At 42.5% G+C, this 19,203-nt stretch carries 16 protein-coding genes and 4 tRNA genes (1 of these 20 running past the window's edge); 16 read left to right on the top strand and 4 right to left on the bottom strand.

The features are described 5' to 3' along the window. The 5 genes from LGO15_RS05755 to LGO15_RS05775 all read left to right on the top strand — a co-directional run. Positions 1-16, top strand: a tRNA-Gly gene (locus tag LGO15_RS05755) (it extends 59 nt beyond the left edge of the window). 9 nt (positions 17-25) lie between these two features. Then, positions 26-100, top strand: a tRNA-Cys gene (locus LGO15_RS05760). A gap of 42 nt (positions 101-142) precedes the next feature. Continuing rightward, positions 143-227: transfer RNA gene (locus LGO15_RS05765), tRNA-Leu, on the top strand. A gap of 52 nt (positions 228-279) precedes the next feature. Next, a tRNA-Gly gene (locus LGO15_RS05770) sits at positions 280-353 on the top strand. Positions 354-650: 297 nt separating this feature from the next. Next, entirely contained in the window at positions 651-1,877 is a 1,227-nt protein-coding gene (locus tag LGO15_RS05775) for an IS4 family transposase (protein ID WP_226086611.1), read from the top strand. A gap of 397 nt (positions 1,878-2,274) precedes the next feature. Here the strand turns inward: LGO15_RS05775 and LGO15_RS05780 are convergent, their stop codons facing one another. Beyond that, the gene (locus tag LGO15_RS05780) at positions 2,275-2,943 is read right to left on the bottom strand and encodes a B3/B4 domain-containing protein (protein WP_167831986.1); all 669 of its coding nucleotides are present in this window, start codon (positions 2,941-2,943) and stop codon (positions 2,275-2,277) included. 106 nt (positions 2,944-3,049) lie between these two features. On the opposite strand from LGO15_RS05780, the gene queG reads away from it, so the two are divergent. The 7 genes from queG (at position 3,050) to yhbH (ending at position 10,757) form a co-directional block, all read left to right on the top strand. Then, the gene (gene queG, locus LGO15_RS05785) at positions 3,050-4,207 is read left to right on the top strand and encodes a tRNA epoxyqueuosine(34) reductase QueG (RefSeq protein WP_226087056.1); all 1,158 of its coding nucleotides are present in this window, start codon (positions 3,050-3,052) and stop codon (positions 4,205-4,207) included. A gap of 86 nt (positions 4,208-4,293) precedes the next feature. After that, entirely contained in the window at positions 4,294-5,187 is an 894-nt protein-coding gene (locus LGO15_RS05790; RefSeq protein ID WP_167832194.1) for an amidase domain-containing protein, read from the top strand. Positions 5,188-5,280: 93 nt separating this feature from the next. Continuing rightward, positions 5,281-5,760, top strand: coding sequence for a tRNA (uridine(34)/cytosine(34)/5-carboxymethylaminomethyluridine(34)-2'-O)-methyltransferase TrmL (gene trmL / locus LGO15_RS05795; protein ID WP_167831988.1), 480 nt, complete (start codon positions 5,281-5,283; stop codon positions 5,758-5,760). Between the two features lie 64 nt (positions 5,761-5,824). Further along, entirely contained in the window at positions 5,825-6,574 is a 750-nt protein-coding gene (gene nfsA / locus LGO15_RS05800; RefSeq protein ID WP_226087057.1) for an oxygen-insensitive NADPH nitroreductase, read from the top strand. A gap of 337 nt (positions 6,575-6,911) precedes the next feature. Continuing rightward, positions 6,912-8,807, top strand: coding sequence for a PrkA family serine protein kinase (locus LGO15_RS05805; RefSeq protein ID WP_167831990.1), 1,896 nt, complete (start codon positions 6,912-6,914; stop codon positions 8,805-8,807). Between the two features lie 84 nt (positions 8,808-8,891). Then, entirely contained in the window at positions 8,892-9,074 is a 183-nt protein-coding gene (locus tag LGO15_RS05810; RefSeq protein WP_226087058.1) for a hypothetical protein, read from the top strand. A 513-nt stretch (positions 9,075-9,587) separates the two neighbouring features. Further along, on the top strand, positions 9,588-10,757 hold the full coding sequence (gene yhbH / locus LGO15_RS05815; protein ID WP_167831992.1) for a sporulation protein YhbH: 1,170 nt from the start codon (positions 9,588-9,590) through the stop codon (positions 10,755-10,757). A gap of 155 nt (positions 10,758-10,912) precedes the next feature. Here the strand turns inward: yhbH and LGO15_RS05820 are convergent, their stop codons facing one another. Beyond that, positions 10,913-11,584 (bottom strand): C39 family peptidase, encoded by a 672-nt coding sequence (locus tag LGO15_RS05820; RefSeq protein WP_413231393.1) that lies wholly within the window; start codon positions 11,582-11,584, stop codon positions 10,913-10,915. A gap of 483 nt (positions 11,585-12,067) precedes the next feature. Here LGO15_RS05820 and LGO15_RS05825 point away from each other — a divergent pair, with 483 nt between their 5' ends. The 4 genes from LGO15_RS05825 (at position 12,068) to LGO15_RS05840 (ending at position 17,064) form a co-directional block, all read left to right on the top strand. Next, on the top strand, positions 12,068-13,582 hold the full coding sequence (locus tag LGO15_RS05825; RefSeq protein WP_167831995.1) for a glycine betaine uptake BCCT transporter: 1,515 nt from the start codon (positions 12,068-12,070) through the stop codon (positions 13,580-13,582). 215 nt (positions 13,583-13,797) lie between these two features. Beyond that, entirely contained in the window at positions 13,798-14,736 is a 939-nt protein-coding gene (locus tag LGO15_RS05830) for a DNA-binding transcriptional repressor DeoR (protein WP_226087060.1), read from the top strand. 270 nt (positions 14,737-15,006) lie between these two features. Continuing rightward, complete coding sequence (locus tag LGO15_RS05835; RefSeq protein ID WP_226087061.1) at positions 15,007-16,221, top strand: NupC/NupG family nucleoside CNT transporter; 1,215 nt, start codon at positions 15,007-15,009, stop codon at positions 16,219-16,221. An 87-nt stretch (positions 16,222-16,308) separates the two neighbouring features. Continuing rightward, positions 16,309-17,064: an NRDE family protein gene (locus LGO15_RS05840; protein WP_226087062.1), complete on the top strand. Its 756-nt coding sequence runs from the start codon at positions 16,309-16,311 to the stop codon at positions 17,062-17,064. A gap of 38 nt (positions 17,065-17,102) precedes the next feature. Here LGO15_RS05840 and LGO15_RS05845 read toward each other — a convergent pair whose 3' ends face one another. Together LGO15_RS05845 and LGO15_RS05850 are read right to left on the bottom strand one after the other, a co-directional pair. Next, positions 17,103-18,068 (bottom strand): NAD(P)H-dependent flavin oxidoreductase, encoded by a 966-nt coding sequence (locus LGO15_RS05845; protein WP_226087063.1) that lies wholly within the window; start codon positions 18,066-18,068, stop codon positions 17,103-17,105. A gap of 170 nt (positions 18,069-18,238) precedes the next feature. Beyond that, positions 18,239-19,069 (bottom strand): aldo/keto reductase, encoded by an 831-nt coding sequence (locus tag LGO15_RS05850; protein ID WP_226087064.1) that lies wholly within the window; start codon positions 19,067-19,069, stop codon positions 18,239-18,241. Between the last annotated feature and the right edge of the window lie 134 nt (positions 19,070-19,203).

Genomic DNA, 19,203 nt, shown 5'->3' on the forward strand with positions numbered 1-19,203 from the left:
CCCGTCTTCCGCTCCAAAAATATATGGCGGCATAGCCAAGTGGTAAGGCAAAGGTCTGCAAAACCTTTATTCACCGGTTCAAATCCGGTTGCCGCCTCCACTAATGATTTAGTGGCAGCAAGAAAGCAAGACATATTAATATGCCGGTGTGGCGGAATTGGCAGACGCGCACGACTCAAAATCGTGTTCCTTCTGGAGTGTCGGTTCGACCCCGACCACCGGTACCACTTTTATTATAAACAGGATGTCCTGTTTTCTTTATTTCAAATAGATATGTACGCGGGTGTAGTTTAGTGGTAAAACCTCAGCCTTCCAAGCTGATGATGAGGGTTCGATTCCCTTCACCCGCTCCATACATACGTGACTAACGCAGTATGTCGTTTCCAGAAAACGATATGCTGCGTTTTTTCTTTGTCTGTGTTATAACCGAATCTTGATTTCAAATGAATGAAAAAGAAACGGAAAATTTCCGCTTGAATTGTAAAAGACCTTAAATTCTTTAAGAATAAGGGTAGTTTTTCCACTAGTCTTGCAAAGCTGTTCCAAATAATGGTATTTAACCAATAAAAGGTTTTAAACAGAAAAAATCCTCCTATGTAGAATGGTAACAACAAGTTGCTAAACACCTATTCTACAAGGGGAGGATTCCTATGAACTCAAAGAGTTCTATACCCAATCAAACTTTACCCGACTCAACTGTAGTTCAAAAGTGTTTGGCACTGTTAAATCTTGAGAATTATCGTGACCCCTTTATGGACCATAAAGCACACAAACTTTTTTCTGGCCATGTCATTACCATGACGGTAGAAGGAATGCTTATGAGACGTGAATCCCTATGGGATTTGAGTGAGAACCTTAAATCCAAGAAGGTGTTCAAGGAACTGCTGGAGCTTAAGAGTATACATGGATCTTCTATTAACAGAAAGCTTATGAAGCTGCCAACCGGTCTCCTGCAGGAGACTGCATTCCGAATCTTTAAGCAGATTGACCAACATCATAAACGCCTGCCTGGCTTTGAGAAGATAGGAAAGTTGGCCGCTGTAGACTCTTCTCAATTCTCGCTCCCTTCCAAGGCGGGTGAATGGGCTTATTCCACCAAGAAAAACAATGGAGTAAAGCTTCATCTCTGTTTGATTGTCGCGGATGAAAATACCTATTATCCTGGCAAATCGATTTTTTCTACTACCGGAGTAGATGACAAGGAAGTCGCGCTTGAACTGGTGGTCGACCAAGCTGTCACCTACATCTATGATCGAGGATACATCAGTTATGTTCTCTATTCAGATTTAATCCAAAAGAATCTAAAGTTTGTCGCCAGGGTAAAAATGAATTCAAAGCTGACAATCGTGAATAAGCATGACATTCATGGTGAACCTAACATTGTTTTAGACGCTGAGGTTCAGGTTAAGAAGCCCAAGACGGAAGAGATCATCTCATTGCGTCTTGTAGAATTCCTTGATGACGAAGGCAATAAATACAGGGTAGTCACGAACCGACGGGACATTACTGCAAGTGAAGTCGCAGAGATTTATCGCCAACGATGGAAAGTCGAGCTCTTTTTCAAATGGATCAAACAGCACCTTAAGTTGGTGAAGTTCTACAGCCATAAAAAGGAGGCTGTATGGAATCAGTTATGGCTCGCCATGATCGCTTATGGGCTTTGTGAATTGGTCAGGATTCAGACTTGTTCTAAAAAATCCACTTGGGAAATACTCAAGTACCTTCGTCAATACTGGTATGACTCATGGGATTATTTTATAGAAGCCTTATTCAGGGAGCCGAGCAGAAGATCCAAAGGAAGGCGAAAGAAAGGAAAACCCGGCCGGCCAAGAAAATATCCCAAGAAGTTGAAGACCGTCCAAATTGTCCAAAGATAAACGGATAATAAGATGCTAACTAACTTGCTTGGTAACTTGTTGTTTTAAACAGGTATGCCTTTTTTTGTTTCCAACGCTAACTAGCTAAGTAACTAAGTTTGAAAATAAACTAAAATTAACTAAATTTGGTGTCTCGTTGCAAAGCTAGTGTAGTTTTTCCGCTTATTTCATCCAAATCGATGGATTTTGTCTTATTTTTAAGAGTTAATCGGAATAACTCCGCTTATTCCCGCAGCATTAGTGTCCTCTAAATACAATAACCGGAATATCTCCGTTTATTCCCACTTCAAAAGCATCCTCTAAGTAAGTAATAGCCGGAAACTCTCCGCTTATGAATACTCATATCTACATAATCGTCACCAATGAATCATCATCACCCCAAAAAGAAAAGGATGCATTAGCATCCCAAGATTTTATATGAGCCTGATCCACCATGGATTTGAATAAACATGTTCATGAGTGACTCAGTCATTTTTTGCCTACTTTCCGGTGAAGATGAAGGTTTTAAATAGACAATCTGCAGAGCATTTGTAGTATTTTCTGTTACGGCCGTCCGTTCTGAATCGACAAATGGGCTGCCAAAGGGTCCTTTTTCATCGGCAGAAATCAGCAAGCTGGCCAGATTATTGGTACGCCCATTTAGACCTGTGTACTCTTCATTTTCTTCACCTATTGTAATCGTTACATCCCCAACGAGCTTATCGCTGTCATAAACGCCAATTGGAATTTGATATTCAAGTGAGAAGAAATTATTTAAATCTATTGCACTATGTATAGATTGGAGATAATTCTGCTTGGCAATCCGTCGGTAGAGGGCTTCCGCTGAATGTCTATAGCGGTTTGGGTCCTTACCAGTTGTTTTGAATATTGCACGCCATTCTTTGATACCCTCGAGATCGGTTATGTTTTTTTCCAGAAGGTCGAAATAAATAGATTCCTGGAAAAGCTGGAGCCTGCCTTTTAACATTTGCGGGGACTCGCCAACCTGGATGTCTTTGTACTGGATAATCCCGACTGAAAATCCGGGAATCAGATCACATATCGCCTTGGAAACTTGAATTTCCATTGATTCCACCTCCAAATCTGCTTTAAAATAGTTTATCATAAAAGTAATTTGCTTTTAAATTTATGGATTTCAAATAGAGACCTTAAACAGAAAGGAGGAAACTTTAATGGATACAGCTAGCCTGAAGAAGGATATTATCGCTTACAGCAAAAGTATTGGTATTGATAAAATTGGTTTTGCAGCTCCATCTGCCTTCGAAGAGATGAAGGTCAGGTTATACAGGCAGCAGGAATTTCAATATCAATCCGGATTCGAGGAAAAGGATATTGAGAAGAGAACGGAGCCTGGCCTGATTTTTGACCGTCCTAAATCCATCATTTCAATTGCTCTCGCTTATCCTTCTAAGATGAAGACGAAGGTTGTCAGCAAGAAAGGGGAACGGCGCGGAATCTTCTGCCGTGCTTCATGGGGGACCGACTATCATATGGTCCTCAGGGACAGGCTGAAAAAACTGGAGGATTACATTGCTATGAAGGTTCCTGAAGCCAGGTTCAAGTCGATGGTCGATACGGGTGAACTTGTTGACAGGGCAGTAGCCGAGAGGGCAGGAATAGGCTGGAGCGGGAAGAACTGTTCCATCATCACACCGGAGTTCGGTTCATATGTTTACTTAGGTGAGATGATCACGAGTATTCCATTTGAACCCGATACGCCGATGGAGGACCGTTGTGGCAGCTGCAATAAATGTGTGGATGTCTGTCCTACTGGCGCACTTGTACAGGGCGGGCAGCTGGATGCTCAAAAATGCATCGCCTTTTTGACACAAACTAAGGGCTTGTTGGCAGACGAGTTCCGCGAAAAGCTTGGCAACCGCATATATGGCTGTGATACTTGCCAGACAGTTTGTCCTGAGAACAAAGGGAAGGATTTTCACTTCCATGAAGAAATGGAGCCAGACCCTGAAATTGCGAAGCCTCTTCTTAAACCTCTGCTAAGCATCAGCAATCGAGAGTTCAAAGAAAAGTTCGGACATGTATCCGGATCATGGCGGGGTAAAAAGCCTATCCAGCGTAACGCAATCATTGCTCTTGCGCACTATAAAGATGATACGGCCATACCTGAATTAATCATGGTGATGAAGAATGACCCTAGACCTGTAATTAGAGGGACGGCAGCTTGGGCGCTTGGCAAGATTGGCGGACCTGAGGCATTGGAGGCTCTGAAGGTTGCTTCTGATGACGAAAAGGATGAGGAAGTACTAAATGAGATCAATAAAGGTATGGATTTTTTCAAAGATAACTCCGAGTCGAATATTACTGTGTAGGGGATGGATTTTATAAATCCATTCTTTTTTTATGCGTGAAAACCTGGAACGTTTCATAAATATGAAGGGGGAAGGGAGAGATGAACATGCGTGAACAACTGCAGGAACTTCTGGAACAGCGTGTCCTTCAATGTGTTTCCATGCCGCGAAATCAACTGCATGAGTGTCCAGCTATAGAGATCAAAAAGCAAAGCTTTGCCAAAAGGTCTGCTGAAATTGTAAAAGCAAAGGCAAATGGCAGGGTTGAAGAGAAGGTTGAAGAGAAGGAAAACGCCACAGTGTTATATGAGGTGCACTTTCAATATTTAATAAAGCACCGCGGTTTATTTTATATGGAGGAAGAGGTAGAGAAGAGACAGGCTGAATTTTACAAGGGTGTGCTTGTGAAGGATGAAAAGCTGACAGAGATTCAGGGCTCTCAGGACGACAGAGAAGGGATATTGCCTGCTTTTTCACAGCGGGAGGATGAGCAGGAGAGGAAGGGTTTCAGGTATGACAGGCTGAAGGCTGTTCAATATGCTGAAAGATGGTGGAATGATTTTAATCCTGCCTATAAGAAATTCGAGGTTGATTGTACCAATTATATTTCTCAATGTCTGCATCAGGGCGGTGCGCCAATGCGAGGGTATCCTAACCGCAGCAATGGCTGGTGGATGCAGAATGATAATTGGAGTTTCAGCTGGTCTGTTGCCAATGCGATGCGCTGGCATATTCCGGGGTCCAAGTTTGGATTAAGGGGGAGAGAGGTGGATCATGCCCAAAAGCTGAAGCTTGGGGATGTCATCTGCTATGACTTTGAGGGGGATGGCCGTTTTGACCATACCACCATTGTTACGGGTCATGATGCTGATGGCATGCCGCTGGTCAATGCCCATACGTATAACAGCAGAATGAGATATTGGGCGTATGAGGATTCAACTGCGTACACCCCGAATATAAAATATAAGTTTTTTACGATTACGGATGATTCTGACGGATGATTGTGGCCTTGCGAACATGCTGCAACGCCATTTCCTTTGTTGTGCAGGAGTGTAGTGGTATAATAGCTGTAGTTTTTATTAGAGGTGAAAGTCATGGCATTGCATGTTGTATTATACCAGCCGCTCATTCCAGCAAACACTGGCAATATTGCGCGCACATGTGCTGGTACAGATACCGAGCTTCACTTAATCAGGCCGTTGGGGTTCTCGACGGATGACAAGATGTTGAAGAGGGCGGGTTTGGATTATTGGGAGCATGTGAAGATCCACTATTATGATTCGCTTGAGGATTTTTATCAACAGAACGAGGGCGGAGAATTCTTCTATGTGACCAAATTTGGAAAAAAGGCGCATTCCGATTTTGATTATAGTGCAACCGAAAAGGATTTCTTCTTTATTTTTGGCCGGGAGACAACAGGTTTGCCAAAAGAAGTGATTGAGAGCAATATGGAGACATGCTTGAGGCTGCCTATGAATGAAAATATCCGTTCATTAAATCTGTCTAATACGGCTGCGATTTTGATTTATGAAGCGCTTAGACAGCAGGACTATCGCGATTTGCGCAAATACTAGGAGGCCAATTTGCGGCCTCCTTTTTGGTATGGAAAATAGTACGGGAGAAAAGGAGCTGTAATAAATGAACCAGGTAGTTGAAACAATTCTTAATCATCGTTCAGTTAGAAATTTTAAAAAACAGGCACTGGATCATGAGCAGATCGAAGCTATTGTGAAGAGCGCTCAGGCTGCATCCACTTCAAGCTTCATCCAGGCCTATTCGATCATTGGAGTTACGGATCAAAATAAGAAGGACAAGCTGGCTGAAATTGCTGGGAACCAGGCTTATGTTGCGGCCAATGGGCATTTCTTTGTTTTCTGTGCAGATCTCTATCGACATAAGGTCATAGCGGAGATGGAAGGTACAAATCTGGATGACTCGATAGAGAGCACAGAGAAATTCATGGTTGCCCTGATCGATGCAGCTCTGGCGGCCCAGAATGCGGCTGTGGCTGCCGAATCTATGGGGCTAGGTATTTGCTATATCGGCGGGATACGCAATGATCTGGAGGCTGTTAAGGAAGTATTGAAGACGCCTGACCATGTGATACCTCTTTTTGGCATGGCAGTAGGCTATCCGGAGCAGGAAACGGACGTGAAGCCGCGCCTGCCGCTTGAGCATGTGTATATGGAAAATGAGTATCAGCAAGACCGGACATTATTTGAAAAGCAGCTAAAAGATTATGATGCAGTTACTTCGCAATACTACCTTGAAAGAACAGGCGGAAAACGTGAGGATACCTGGACCGGACAGATGGCAAAAATGCTTGGTCGGAAATCGAGGATGTACATGAAGGAGTTTGTTGAGAAACAGAATCTGAATAAAAAATAATGATAGAAAAGTAAAAAGCTGCCGAGTGGCAGCTTTTTATTTTTTCGTGATTCCCGGCTTATCATCGTAACCTGAAGTGAAGATTGCAGCCAAGAATGCAATTGAAACGCCAATTATAAGAATGAGTTTCATGTATGTAAGCCTCCCTGTTTTATCGTTTTGTCCATATAGAATTCATTATATCCTATTATACCGCAACTGTGAAGGATAGGCTTATTTTTTCAATGAAGACTTAAAAAAGGACAACCATCCGGGCGGAACGTTTACGCATGTTCAAATTGTTTGCTGCATAGAATTTATTAATCGTCTCTTGATAACGCTAGATGGGGAGGTCCATATGGATATTTTAAAAAAGATTGAGATGTATCGCCAGGATGAAGAAAAGCTGAAATGGGAAGGGACGTTCAGGGAGTATCTTGAAATTGTGAAGGAACAGCCATGGGTTGCTCAATCGGCACATTCGCGTGTGTTTAATATGATCAAGGATGCAGGAATTGAAAACGATAAGGGCAAAAAGCGCTATTCCTTCTTCAATTCACAGTTATTCGGGCTTGAGGAAGCATTGGAAAGGCTCGTGGAGGAATATTTTCACCCAGCTGCGAAAAGGCTTGATGTCAGAAAGCGGATTCTATTGCTGATGGGGCCTGTGAGCGGCGGAAAATCAACTCTGGTGACAATGCTGAAACGAGGGCTTGAGGCATATTCGCATACAGACAGGGGAGCAATTTATGCGATCAAAGGCTGCCCAATGCATGAAGACCCGCTGCATATGATTCCACATCACTTGCGCAAGGATTTTTATGATGAATATGGTATCCGAATTGAAGGAAATTTATCGCCGCTTAATATGATGAGGCTTGAACAGGAATATGGCGGCAGGATTGAAGATGTCATTGTGGAAAGAATCTTCTTCTCTGAAGATAAGCGGACAGGGATTGGAACATTCAGTCCTTCAGATCCAAAATCCCAGGATATTGCTGATTTGACTGGAAGCATCGATTTCTCCACAATCGCTGAATATGGTTCTGAATCCGATCCGCGTGCCTATCGTTTTGATGGCGAATTGAATAAGGCCAACCGGGGGATGATGGAGTTCCAGGAGATGCTGAAGTGTGATGAAAAATTCCTCTGGCATTTGCTGAGCCTGACGCAGGAAGGCAATTTTAAAGCAGGTCGTTTCGCGCTGATCAGTGCTGATGAACTGATTGTTGCTCACACGAACGAAACAGAATACCGCTCATTCATCTCCAATAAGAAGAATGAAGCCCTGCATTCACGGATTATTGTCATGCCGATTCCGTATAACTTAAAAGTGACCGAAGAAGAGAAAATCTATGACAAGATGATCAGGGAAAGCGATGTAAATGATGTCCATATCGCCCCACATACTTTAAGGGTGGCTGCGATGTTCACGATTCTTACCCGTCTGAAGGACCCGAAAAAGGGCGACATCGACTTGATCAAGAAGATGAGGCTTTATGATGGAGAGAGTGTCGAAGGTTATAACAGAGCTGATGTTGAGGAACTGAAAAAAGAGCATCAGGATGAAGGAATGAGCGGGATTGACCCTCGTTATGTCATTAACCGGATTTCTTCTACAATCATCAGGAAGGAAGTCAAAACGATTAATGCCTTAGACGTCCTGAGATCACTGAAGGAAGGTCTTGACCAGCATCCATCAATCACCGCCGAGACTAGGGAGCGTTATCTGAATTACATTTCGCTTGCGCGGAAAGAGTATGATGATATCGCCAAGAAGGAAGTACAAAAGGCATTTGTGTACTCGTATGAAGAGTCAGCCAAAACGCTCATGGATAACTACCTTGATAATGTCGAGGCGTATTGCAATAAGGCGAAGATGCGTGATCAGCTGACCGGCGAGGAAATCAATCCGGATGAGAAGCTGATGCGCTCTATAGAGGAACAGATTGGCATTTCCGAGAATGCGAAGAAAGCATTCCGTGAAGAGATTTTAATCAGAATTTCTGCCTATGCGCGCAAAGGGAAGAGATTTGATTACAATTCGCATGACCGCCTGCGTGAAGCAATCCAGAAGAAGCTGTTTGCTGATTTGAAGGATGTCGTTAAAATCACGACTTCAACCAAGACTCCAGATGAGACACAGCTTAAGAAAATCAATAATGTTGTTGCTCGACTCATCGATGAACATGGGTATAACTCTACCTCAGCGAATGAATTGCTGCGATATGTCGGAAGTCTGTTAAATAGATAGTCATAGAGAGGACCTGCAGATTGCAGGTCCTTTAAGTTTATAATGCGGTGATAGCGGGAATAGTACAGGCAAGAGGTGATTGAAATGGCCAAAAAAGAATTACCAAAAGACTATGTCCCTAAAAATAGTTCGATGGCTCGCAATGAGGAAGAAATTGAAGATCTAGGCAAGCAAATGGAGCACCGCCGAACAGGTGAAGAATTGAAAGAGGATTATGATAAAATACCAGATCCGATCCAATTTGATAAATCGAATGAAAAGAAATGACCTTTGCAGAAAATGCAGAGGTTATTTTTTTGTGGAAATGATGATACGCTGCAACAGATTTGAACTGTCAAATTTAACTTAGATTGCATTCAAGCAGGTACAAAGATAAATGAAGAAAGGCAGTCAGAATTCGGTGGAACTTCGGACAGGTTTGACGTTCAAATGGGGAAAAGCTTTCTGTAACCAATGTAACTTCGGACAGGTTCAGCGGGAAAGATGGTGCCCATCCATGCTTGCTGTCAGGTTGAGCAATACAGGGCTATCTGTGCAAAAGAACTTATACCCGCACTAGATAGAAGGACAATAATGCGCTAAAGGATTACAAGATAAAATGGGCTTGTCCATCCAGAGGAGAAAAGGTTAATTGTCAAAATTATTTGTAAATTATTTTGTCTTCCTGCATAAGATAGAGTAATTACAATTCCCACAAGGGTAAAGTCCATCGGGATATTGTATGAATGTATGCTGAATTGTGTTACTGTCAAAATGAAAAATTCAAAGGAGGGGTTGAAAATGACCGATGAAAGCAGTCACCAGTTTGTGATTTCCCAGGAAGATTGGTCCCTCCACCGCAAAGGACATGATGACCAACAGCGCCATCAGGAAAAGGTGCAGGAAGCAATCAAGAGCAATCTGCCTGATTTGATCACGGAAGAGAATATTATCATGTCCAACGGCAGGGATGTCGTCAAGATTCCGATAAGGTCACTGGATGAATACAAAATCCGTTATAACTATGATAAGAACAAACACGTCGGCCAAGGGAATGGAGACAGTAAGGTAGGCGATGTCGTCGCCCGTGACGGCTCTGGGCAGCAGCAAGGACCAGGGAAGGGCCAAGGCGCAGGAGACCAGGCCGGTGAAGATTATTACGAAGCAGAAGTATCGATGATGGAAATTGAAGAAGCGTTATTTAAAGAGCTGGAACTTCCTAATCTCAAGAAGAAGGAAGAACAGGAGCATCTCGTTGAAAATATTGAATTCAACGATATCAGGAAGACTGGATTGATGGGCAATATTGATAAGAAGCGTACCATGATGTCTGCATACAAGCGGAATGCGATGACCGGCAAGCCGTCCTTTCATCCTATTTACAAGGAGGACTTGAAGTTCAAGACCTGGAATGAGGTCGTGAAGCCTGATTCAAAGGCCGTTGTTCTTGCGATGATGGATACGAGCGGAAGTATGGGACTATGGGAGAAATATATGGCGAGGAGCTTTTTCTTCTGGATGACGCGCTTCCTTCGTTCCAAGTACGAAACAGTCGAGATCGAATTCATTGCCCACCATACAGAAGCAAAGGTAGTTTCCGAGGAAGACTTTTTCTCGAAAGGGGAAAGTGGAGGTACGATTTGTTCATCCGCTTACCGAAAAGCATTAGAACTTATTGACGATAAATATAGCCCAAGCAAGTTTAATATTTACCCATTCCATTTTTCAGATGGTGATAACCTGACCTCCGACAACGCCCGCTGTGTGAAATTAGTAGAAGAGCTGATGAAGGTCTCCAATATGTTTGGCTATGGAGAAGTCAATCAGTACAACCGCCACTCGACCCTAATGTCCGCGTATAAAAACATTAAAGACGAAAACTTCCGTTACTATATCCTCAAGCAGAAAGCCGATGTATTCCATGCGATGAAGAGCTTTTTCAAAAAAGAAGAAAACAAATTGTATGCTTAATAAGAAAAGCGCAAGTGCCTTGGTCAGCCCCGAAAAGCGCTGGGACAATTCTCAAAGTGAAACTTTTAATTTCTTATCTTTTAAAAAATCGGCAGGATGAATCTCCTGCCGATTTTCCTATTCCTTTATATAAAGACTTCTACAATACCAATCTATTATTTATCAATACCAATCGCCTGGCTGCCCATCTGTACCCATGCTTTTTCGAATGAAGTGCGCGGTACGGCTTTATACCCACCGCTGGCAAGAGGATCATTAACGTAAATGGATTTCTCGTCGTAGCCGACAATCAAGACACTGTGTTCTCTGTAGGTGATCTTTACATTTCCGCTATTTGTCTTCCAAACGGTAAACTCCGATTCGGGAAGAGGAGCGAACGTGGAGTTGATAATGACCCATACCGGAGATCCTGAGTCGATCAGTTCATATACTCCATCAATGGTTTGTCCAGTAATATCCTTGATTTTACCAGGCAGATAACTCTCAGCAAGCTTTGCTACAGGTCCATGGTATACGCCATATCCTGATTTGCTGAAGGTATATATATTGCCGACAAAGCCATCATATGGGTTGCCGCGTACATAATTTGCGTCACGGAAAGGAATTTTATGTATTTGCTTAGCCAGGGTCATTTTATCAGCTGAGATTCCTTCATACTGCAAAAGCATCGTTAAGCTGGTCACTTCACAGCCGCGCTGTAATTCTGGGAGCTGACTGACGTGCGGGACACCCTCAATCATTCTTTTCTCCTCAGTATTGATGAATTCCTGCAAGGCATCTTTATCAGCAGAAGCTTTTTTGACAGAATGTGCTTCCGTTCGGGTGATTTTAGGTGCAACCGAAGTTTGGGTTTCTGCTGTCGGATTTTCAATCGACCGTAAATTCTCGGCTCCCAAATAGGTCGCCAGGAAAATGCCTGCGATGGATAGTGTTCTAATAAGCAATTTTTTATTCAAAATATCTTCTCCTAACATTTCTCCCCCATATAGCGCATCACTTACAAGTTTAATCAAAATTCGACAAGGATTCAATAGACTAATAGAATAATATTGGGAATCTGTTGGTAAAAAAGTGGACGGCCAGTCAGTTCTACAAATGCAATAACGATAAGTTTTGGTTTTTGGGTAAAAATATTGGGGAATTTATTAGTTGATTCTGCAAGAAAGTGCCATTAAAAAAGTTGGATATTAGACATTCATTTTTTTCGATGTATTGTGTAATACTATCTCTGTTATGAGTACATTCTTTCAAAAAAACATTAATTTGTGTTAGGGTATTAAAGTGCGAATGTTGACGAAGGGAGTTTTTTGATGAAAAAGGATTCATCTGTTTTTTTCATATCGACAGGAATTTTGTTATTAATGGTTCTTTTCGGTGTGTTTGTTCCAGATAAACTTGAATCAGTTACAGCAAATATCCAGGCATTCATTACCGATTCTTTTGGCTGGTATTATTTAATTCTTGTATCTGCAATTGTCATTGTTTGTCTGTATTTCTTGATCAGTCCACTGGGAAAGATCAGACTTGGGAGGCAGGATGACAGACCTGAATTTTCTACCCTTACTTGGTATGCGATGCTCTTTAGTGCCGGTATGGGAATTGGGCTGGTTTTCTGGGGCACTGCTGAACCGATCAGCCATTATATGGTCTCAACCCCAACTGGTGTGGAGGCAGGATCTGACCAGGCTATCCGCGATTCAATGAGGTTCACGTTTTTCCACTGGGGAATTCATGCATGGGCCATTTATGGAATTGTTGCATTAGTTCTTGCTTACTTCAATTTCAGACATGGGAAGCCCGGGTTGATTAGTGCGACCCTCGGACCTATTTTAGGCGACAAGATAAATGGAACAACTGGAAAGGTAATTGACGTGATTTCGGTTGTCGCAACTGTAATCGGTGTGGCAACAACTTTAGGATTTGGAGCTGTACAAATTAACGGGGGACTTTCTTACCTGTTTGGAATACCTACTGGTTTTGTAACTCAATTGTTTATTGTCCTGATTGTAACAGTATTGTTCATGATTTCTGCATGGTCTGGACTTGGAAAAGGCATCAAGATCTTAAGTAATGTAAACATGATACTTGCAGCAGTATTGCTAGTGGCGATGCTGTTTTTGGGACCAACCCAGTTTATTCTGAACCTTTTTACCAACACAATTGGTACATACCTTCAAAATTTGCCGACGATGAGTTTCCGGATTGCGCCATTAAATGAAGGAGTACGTTCATGGATCAATGGCTGGACTATCTTCTACTGGGCATGGTGGATTGCATGGGCGCCATTTGTAGGGATTTTTATAGCTCGAGTTTCTAAAGGCCGTACAATCAGAGAATTTGTATTCGGTGTCCTGCTGGTACCTTCTTTGATTGGCTTCCTATGGTTTTCTGCTTTCGGAGGCTCAGCAATCATGCTTGAGCACGAAGGCATTGCAAATATTTCAGAACTTGCGACCGAAGAAGCACTCTTTGGCGTGTTTGCCAACTATCCATTAAGTTCATTATTGTCCATCCTGGCAATGATTCTTATCGGCACATTCTTTATCACCTCAGCTGACTCAGGGACGTTTGTTTTAGGAATGATGACGACCAATGGATCACTGACACCGGGAAATAGAATCAAATTCACATGGGGAATCATGCTGGCAGCCATTTCTTTAGTATTACTGTATTCTGGCGGGCTGCAGGCTCTGCAAAATACAATGATCGTAGCTGCACTGCCATTCTCCATCATTATGGCCTTAATGGCACTAAGCCTTATTAAAGCCTTGGGTCGAGAAGCGAAAGAACTGGGAATTGGAAAGATTCCTAAACGTAAGCCTTAATAATAAAGTGAGAAGGAGTCATCCCGATGCAATGGGGTGGCTCTTTATTATTTGCTTATACTTCCGCGTTCTAATTGTTCGAAATGGACTAAACATATGTAAAGGATTGGTTATTCATGAACATTTTGTTCTTTTTTAAAATGTAAATGTTTTCATTCGGATTTTTTGCTAAAATGATTGTAATGAATTTAAGTCATTACCAAGGGTGATTACGAATGGAAAAAGAAAAATTATTGAAGGTAATCGAGGCAGCGAAGCTATATTATTTACTGGATTATAATCAGAATGATATTGCCAAGGAACTGGGAGTATCAAGGCCTACAGTATCCAGGTTCCTCCAAATTGCAAAGCAGGAGGGGATCGTCGATATCAAAATCATGGATCCGACAGAGGATGTAGAAAATTTGTCGGCACAGCTTGAACAGAAGTTTGGTTTGAAAAAGGCTATTGTGACCCATATTCCTCAATATGAAGACAGTGTGATTAAAACGTATCTTGGGGAGAAAGCTGCCGCTTTTTTGAATGAAGTGGTTGACCATGATGATATTATCGGTGTCACCTGGGGAACGACGCTCTATCATGTCGCTTTGGAACTGAAGCAGAAGCCATGCAAGAATGTGAAGGTCGTCCAGTTGAAAGGCGGTGTAAGCCACTCTGAAACGAATACTTACGCAAATGAAATATTGTACTTGTTCGGCAAGGCCTTCAATAGCGCACCGCATCATCTGCCGCTGCCGGCAATCGTAGACCATGTAGTGGTCAAACAAGCGATGGAGGCGGACAGGCATATTAAAAAGATCCTGGAATTGGGGAAACAGTCGAACATTGCGGTCTATACAATTGGACCGATCAAGTCCGAATCTTTGTTGTTTCAGTTAGGATACTTTACAGAAGAAGACTTGCAAGTCATTTATTCAAAAGCCGTCGGCGATATTTGTTCAAGGTTCTTTGATAAAGAGGGGAAGGTTTGCAATGAGAACCTAAATGCGAGAACCTTGGGCATCGAACTTGAAGAGTTAAAGAAGAAGAAGTATTCAATTTTAGTTGCTGGCGGAGCACATAAAATAGATGGTATTTATGGTGCTTTGAAAGGGAAATATACAAATGTGCTTGTAACGGACCAATTTACTGCTAAATTTTTGTTAGATAAGTAATGGTTAGTGAATTGAAGAAAAGCCATAAGATACAAACAAATACCCGATAGGTTTGAGACCTTGCGGGTATTTTTGTCGAAAAGGTGAAAAGGGATAAATTTCATTTTACATTTGTTCAAAAATATATTTACAAAAGTTCTTAGACTCTGATATATTTGCTATAGAAAGTTCGAGTTAAACAAATGTAAACGTTTTACTGAAATTTTTTTCATATCGTTTGTAAACGGTAACAACATTACCACAAATATTACAACAAGAGGTGGGTCAACAATGAATATCTTATGGGGTTTGATGGGAATTGCAGTCGTTTTGGGAATTGCCTTTATTTTCTCTAACAACAAAAAATCCATCAATTTCAGGACAATCCTTGGCGGATTGGCAATCCAGTTCATTTTCGCGTTCTTAGTATTGAAATGGGAGACAGGGAAACTCTTACTGAAAAAACTATCACTTGGTGTCAATGAAATCGTTAACTATACTGACGCTGGTGTGCAATTCCTTTTCGGAGGATTGTTCCAGGCCGAAAATATTGGCTTTGTATTCGCTTTCCAAGTATTAACTGTTGTTATTTTCTTCTCATCTTTAATTTCAGTGTTATATTACCTTGGAATCATGCAAGTAATCATCAAGATCCTTGGCGGAGCGCTTTCTAAATTGCTGGGAACGAGCAAAGCTGAATCACTATCAGCTGCAGCTAACATTTTCGTAGGTCAGACAGAAGCGCCACTGGTAGTTAAGCCTTACATCGCTAAAATGACTCAATCAGAGCTTTTTGCCATCATGGTTGGAGGCTTGGCTTCTGTAGCAGGTTCTGTATTGATTGGTTATTCCTTACTGGGTGTTCCATTGGAATACCTGTTAGCAGCAAGCTTCATGGCTGCTCCTGCAGGTTTGATACTTGCTAAAATCATGGTACCTGAAACAGAAAAGTCAGAGTCATCTGATGAACTAAAAATGGAAAAAGACACAGATTCAGTTAACGTAATCGATGCTGCAGCTAAGGGAGCAAGCACTGGTCTTCAATTAGCACTGAATATCGGTGCAATGTTGCTTGCATTCATCGCATTGATTGCCTTGATCAATGGAATCCTTGGATTCGTAGGAGGATTTTTCGGAGCAGGCAGCTTAACACTTGAAACAATCCTTGGTTATGTATTCGCTCCACTTGCTTTCGCGATCGGCGTACCGTGGGATGAGGCTGTGAAAGCTGGCGGGTTCATCGGCCAAAAGTTGATCTTGAATGAATTTGTAGCTTACTCTTCATTTGCACCACAAATTGAACAATTATCTGCAAAAACTGTGGCAATCATCAGTTTTGCACTTTGTGGATTCGCAAATGTATCTTCCATGGGAATCTTGCTCGGCGGACTTGGAAGCCTTGCTCCAAATCGTCGCGGAGACATCGCTCGCATGGGTGTACGAGCTGTAATCGCAGGTATGCTTGCATCACTATTGAGTGCCGCAATGGCAGGTATGCTTCTATAAAAATGACGAAAAGAGAGGGACTTGGTCCTTCTCTTTTTTTGCTTTGGGTTATAATAGAATAAATTGAACGGAAAGCTGTGATGATGAATGTGTTTGATTTTATTTGCCTATAAAGCACATCCGAAGTATAAACTGATTGTTGCTGCCAATAGGGATGAAGCATATGCCCGTGAAACTGCATCGGCCGATTTTTGGGAGGATGCGCCCGAAGTGCTCGCTGGACGAGACCTTGAAAAAATGGGGACCTGGATGGGGGTTACATCATCAGGCAAGTTTGCGGCTCTGACCAATTATCGCGATCCGAGTGAAATCACTGTCGGGAAAAGAACTAGAGGTGAGCTTGTTGCTGATTTTCTGAAAGGGACAGTTCACCCTCAATCCTATTTGCTGGATTTGGCCAATCGCAGTCAGGAATATCCTGGTTATAATCTTTTGGCAGGGAATATCGAAGAGCTCTATTATTATTCCAACCGTGGAGGCCCGCTGCAAAAAGTGGAACCAGGCGTACACGGGGTCAGCAACCACCTGCTTAATACGGATTGGCCTAAGGTAGAACGGGGAAAAGCAAAGCTTGCCAGCATCATTTCAGAAGAAAAGCCTGATCTGGTTAACAGATTATTTGACCATTTGGAAAATGCCGACCCTGCACCGGATCATCTGCTGCCATCTACGGGGGTATCGCTGGAATGGGAGCGTTTGTTATCCCCGATGTTCATAAAAAATGAAGCGTACGGGACGAGAAGTTCGACTGTCATTTTGATGAATGAGAGGGAAATCCATTTCCATGAACGGGTTCATACAAAAGACCAGCGATCAACCCAGCAATTTATAATCACGTTATAAAAACGAGACAACCTCGAATGCGGTTGTCTCGTTTTGATTCAGGCTAAGTTTTGAGCAGCTGATCTATATTCCAATCTTAAGTTCTCTATGATTGTACGGACTGGTAGTATGTCTTTTATTTCACTTACCCTGGCGCCAGCGAATACCAGGCCATTTTCTACATCGCCGGCAACGGATGTGAGCAGAGAGTCAAGTGTGCAAAATTGATAGGAGCAATTTTTCAGGCAATCTCGACACTTTTTAATTCTGAGTTTATCTGTAGTGGTGATTAGCTTGGTGAAATGATTGGCAATCGCACGCCCATGCAAACCCACTGTTGTTTTTACCAGCAGTGTGTCTTTCTCAGTGGCTGAAACGTATTTATCCTTGAAGCTTTGCGGAGCGTCACATTCCTCGCTGGCGACAAATCTAGTGCCCATTTGGACACCTGAAGCTCCAAGGGACAAAGCCTTCGCGATATCAGCACCAGTCATGATACCACCCGCAGCAATCACCGGGATGGACACAGCCTCCACAATTTCAGGAAGAATATCAAAAAGGGGCTTGTCTGTCCCAAGATGGCCTCCTGCTTCAAATCCTTCCACTACCACTGCAGCAGCACCCAGGCGCTCTGAGATTTTAGCTAATTTAGCAGAAGAAACAATAGAAATGACCGGGATGCCCGCTTGCTTCCCCCAGGAATACATATCCCTTGAGATTCCTGCTCCCGAAATAATGAAGTCAACTTTTTCATCTAACGCAGCTTTCATTTTCTCTGCAAAATCATTCATCGCAAACAATACATTTACACCTATGTACCCATTACCCTGTGTCAGCTCCCTGGCTTTCCGGATATGCATCACCATCTCTTCAACCGATATCCCTGTACCGGATATGATGCCAATTCCGCCAGCGTTGGCAACCGCTGAAGCCAATCCTCTAAGCGAGATCCCAACCCCCATTCCACCTTGCATAATCGGTACACTTGGAGCCATATGGCCAATTTTAAGCTGTGGGAAATCCATGCTAAAAACCCCTTTCTGAATTTATTCTTTTGCAGTTTAACATGGGGATTAATAAAAAGATGTGATTTTTAGCACCTAGTACTATATTTAGGTATAAATATTTGGTGGTGGTTTTTAAGTTGAAAAAAGACGCAGAAACTGACTGTTCTGCGTCTAAATTCCATATGAAATTAAAAATTGAAATTATCCGGATCCGGGCCTACTCGCTCATCCTTGTTTAAGCCGTTCAAAACGCCCATATCTTCTGCAGTAAGCTCAAAATCGAAGATATCTGCATTTTGGATAATTCGGTGTTCCTTGATTGATTTAGGAATCGTGACCACTTCGTTTTGTAAATCCCAGCGGAGGATCACTTGTGCAGGTGATTTTCCATGTTTTTCAGCGATCTCAACAATCGTTGGTTCTGATAAAAGCTCTCCTTGCTTCAAAGGAGACCACGCTTCCATTTGGATCCCTTCGGCTTTGCAGAATTGCAGAAGCTCTGTCTGGGCAAGATGAGGATGATACTCGACCTGGTTGACCATTGGCTTGATTTTAGCATCAGCCATCAGGTCTTTAAGATGATGGACATGGAAGTTGCTTACGCCGATTGCGCGAACTCGGCCATCTTTGTATAGTTTTTCAAGAGCCTTCCATGTTTCCTTGTATTTTCCTGCAACTGGCCAGTGTATCAAGTAAAGATCAAGGTAGTCCAGGCCCAGCTTGTCCATGCTTGTTTCAAATGCCTGAAGAGTCGTTTCATAACCCTGATCAGCATTCCAGACCTTCGTCGTAATAAACAACTCTTCACGCGGAACACCAGCTTCCTTGATCGCCTGTCCCACGCCTTCCTCGTTTCCGTAAACCGCCGCAGTGTCGATGCTCTTATAGTCATTTTTAAGCGCAGCTTTAACAGATTCTACAACTTCGGAACCTTCCTGAACCTTGAACACACCAAGCCCAAACCATGGCATTTTGACGCCATTATGTAAGGTCGTTGTATCCTGGAGATTTTGTGGCATATGTTACGCCTCCTTTATTAATTCTATTGCAAAGATATTTTCTCATATTTTTTATTTGGTAAAAAGTAATTGGACTTTACTGAAGGCACTGTTTTATAAGATGACTTTTTGTGAGATTGTCCAATGTAGCGTGT

The sequence above is a fragment of the Mesobacillus sp. S13 genome (assembly GCF_020422885.1).
GTDB classification, from domain to species: domain Bacteria; phylum Bacillota; class Bacilli; order Bacillales; family Cytobacillaceae; genus Mesobacillus; species Mesobacillus selenatarsenatis_A.

Excerpts from the sequence above, each read along its gene's own strand:
- LGO15_RS05850 (WP_226087064.1), bottom strand. The coding sequence starts at position 19,069 with ATGCCACAAAATCTCCAGGATACAACGACCTTACATAATGGCGTCAAA.
- LGO15_RS05830 (WP_226087060.1), top strand. The coding sequence starts at position 13,798 with ATGGAAAAAGAAAAATTATTGAAGGTAATCGAGGCAGCGAAGCTATAT.
- LGO15_RS05845 (WP_226087063.1), bottom strand. The coding sequence starts at position 18,068 with ATGGATTTCCCACAGCTTAAAATTGGCCATATGGCTCCAAGTGTACCG.
- LGO15_RS05835 (WP_226087061.1), top strand. The coding sequence starts at position 15,007 with ATGAATATCTTATGGGGTTTGATGGGAATTGCAGTCGTTTTGGGAATT.
- trmL (WP_167831988.1), top strand. The coding sequence starts at position 5,281 with ATGGCATTGCATGTTGTATTATACCAGCCGCTCATTCCAGCAAACACT.
- LGO15_RS05775 (WP_226086611.1), top strand. The coding sequence starts at position 651 with ATGAACTCAAAGAGTTCTATACCCAATCAAACTTTACCCGACTCAACT.
- LGO15_RS05840 (WP_226087062.1), top strand. The coding sequence starts at position 16,309 with ATGTGTTTGATTTTATTTGCCTATAAAGCACATCCGAAGTATAAACTG.
- LGO15_RS05790 (WP_167832194.1), top strand. The coding sequence starts at position 4,294 with ATGCGTGAACAACTGCAGGAACTTCTGGAACAGCGTGTCCTTCAATGT.
- yhbH (WP_167831992.1), top strand. The coding sequence starts at position 9,588 with ATGACCGATGAAAGCAGTCACCAGTTTGTGATTTCCCAGGAAGATTGG.
- LGO15_RS05805 (WP_167831990.1), top strand. The coding sequence starts at position 6,912 with ATGGATATTTTAAAAAAGATTGAGATGTATCGCCAGGATGAAGAAAAG.
- nfsA (WP_226087057.1), top strand. The coding sequence starts at position 5,825 with ATGAACCAGGTAGTTGAAACAATTCTTAATCATCGTTCAGTTAGAAAT.
- queG (WP_226087056.1), top strand. The coding sequence starts at position 3,050 with ATGGATACAGCTAGCCTGAAGAAGGATATTATCGCTTACAGCAAAAGT.
- LGO15_RS05810 (WP_226087058.1), top strand. The coding sequence starts at position 8,892 with ATGGCCAAAAAAGAATTACCAAAAGACTATGTCCCTAAAAATAGTTCG.
- LGO15_RS05780 (WP_167831986.1), bottom strand. The coding sequence starts at position 2,943 with ATGGAAATTCAAGTTTCCAAGGCGATATGTGATCTGATTCCCGGATTT.
- LGO15_RS05825 (WP_167831995.1), top strand. The coding sequence starts at position 12,068 with ATGAAAAAGGATTCATCTGTTTTTTTCATATCGACAGGAATTTTGTTA.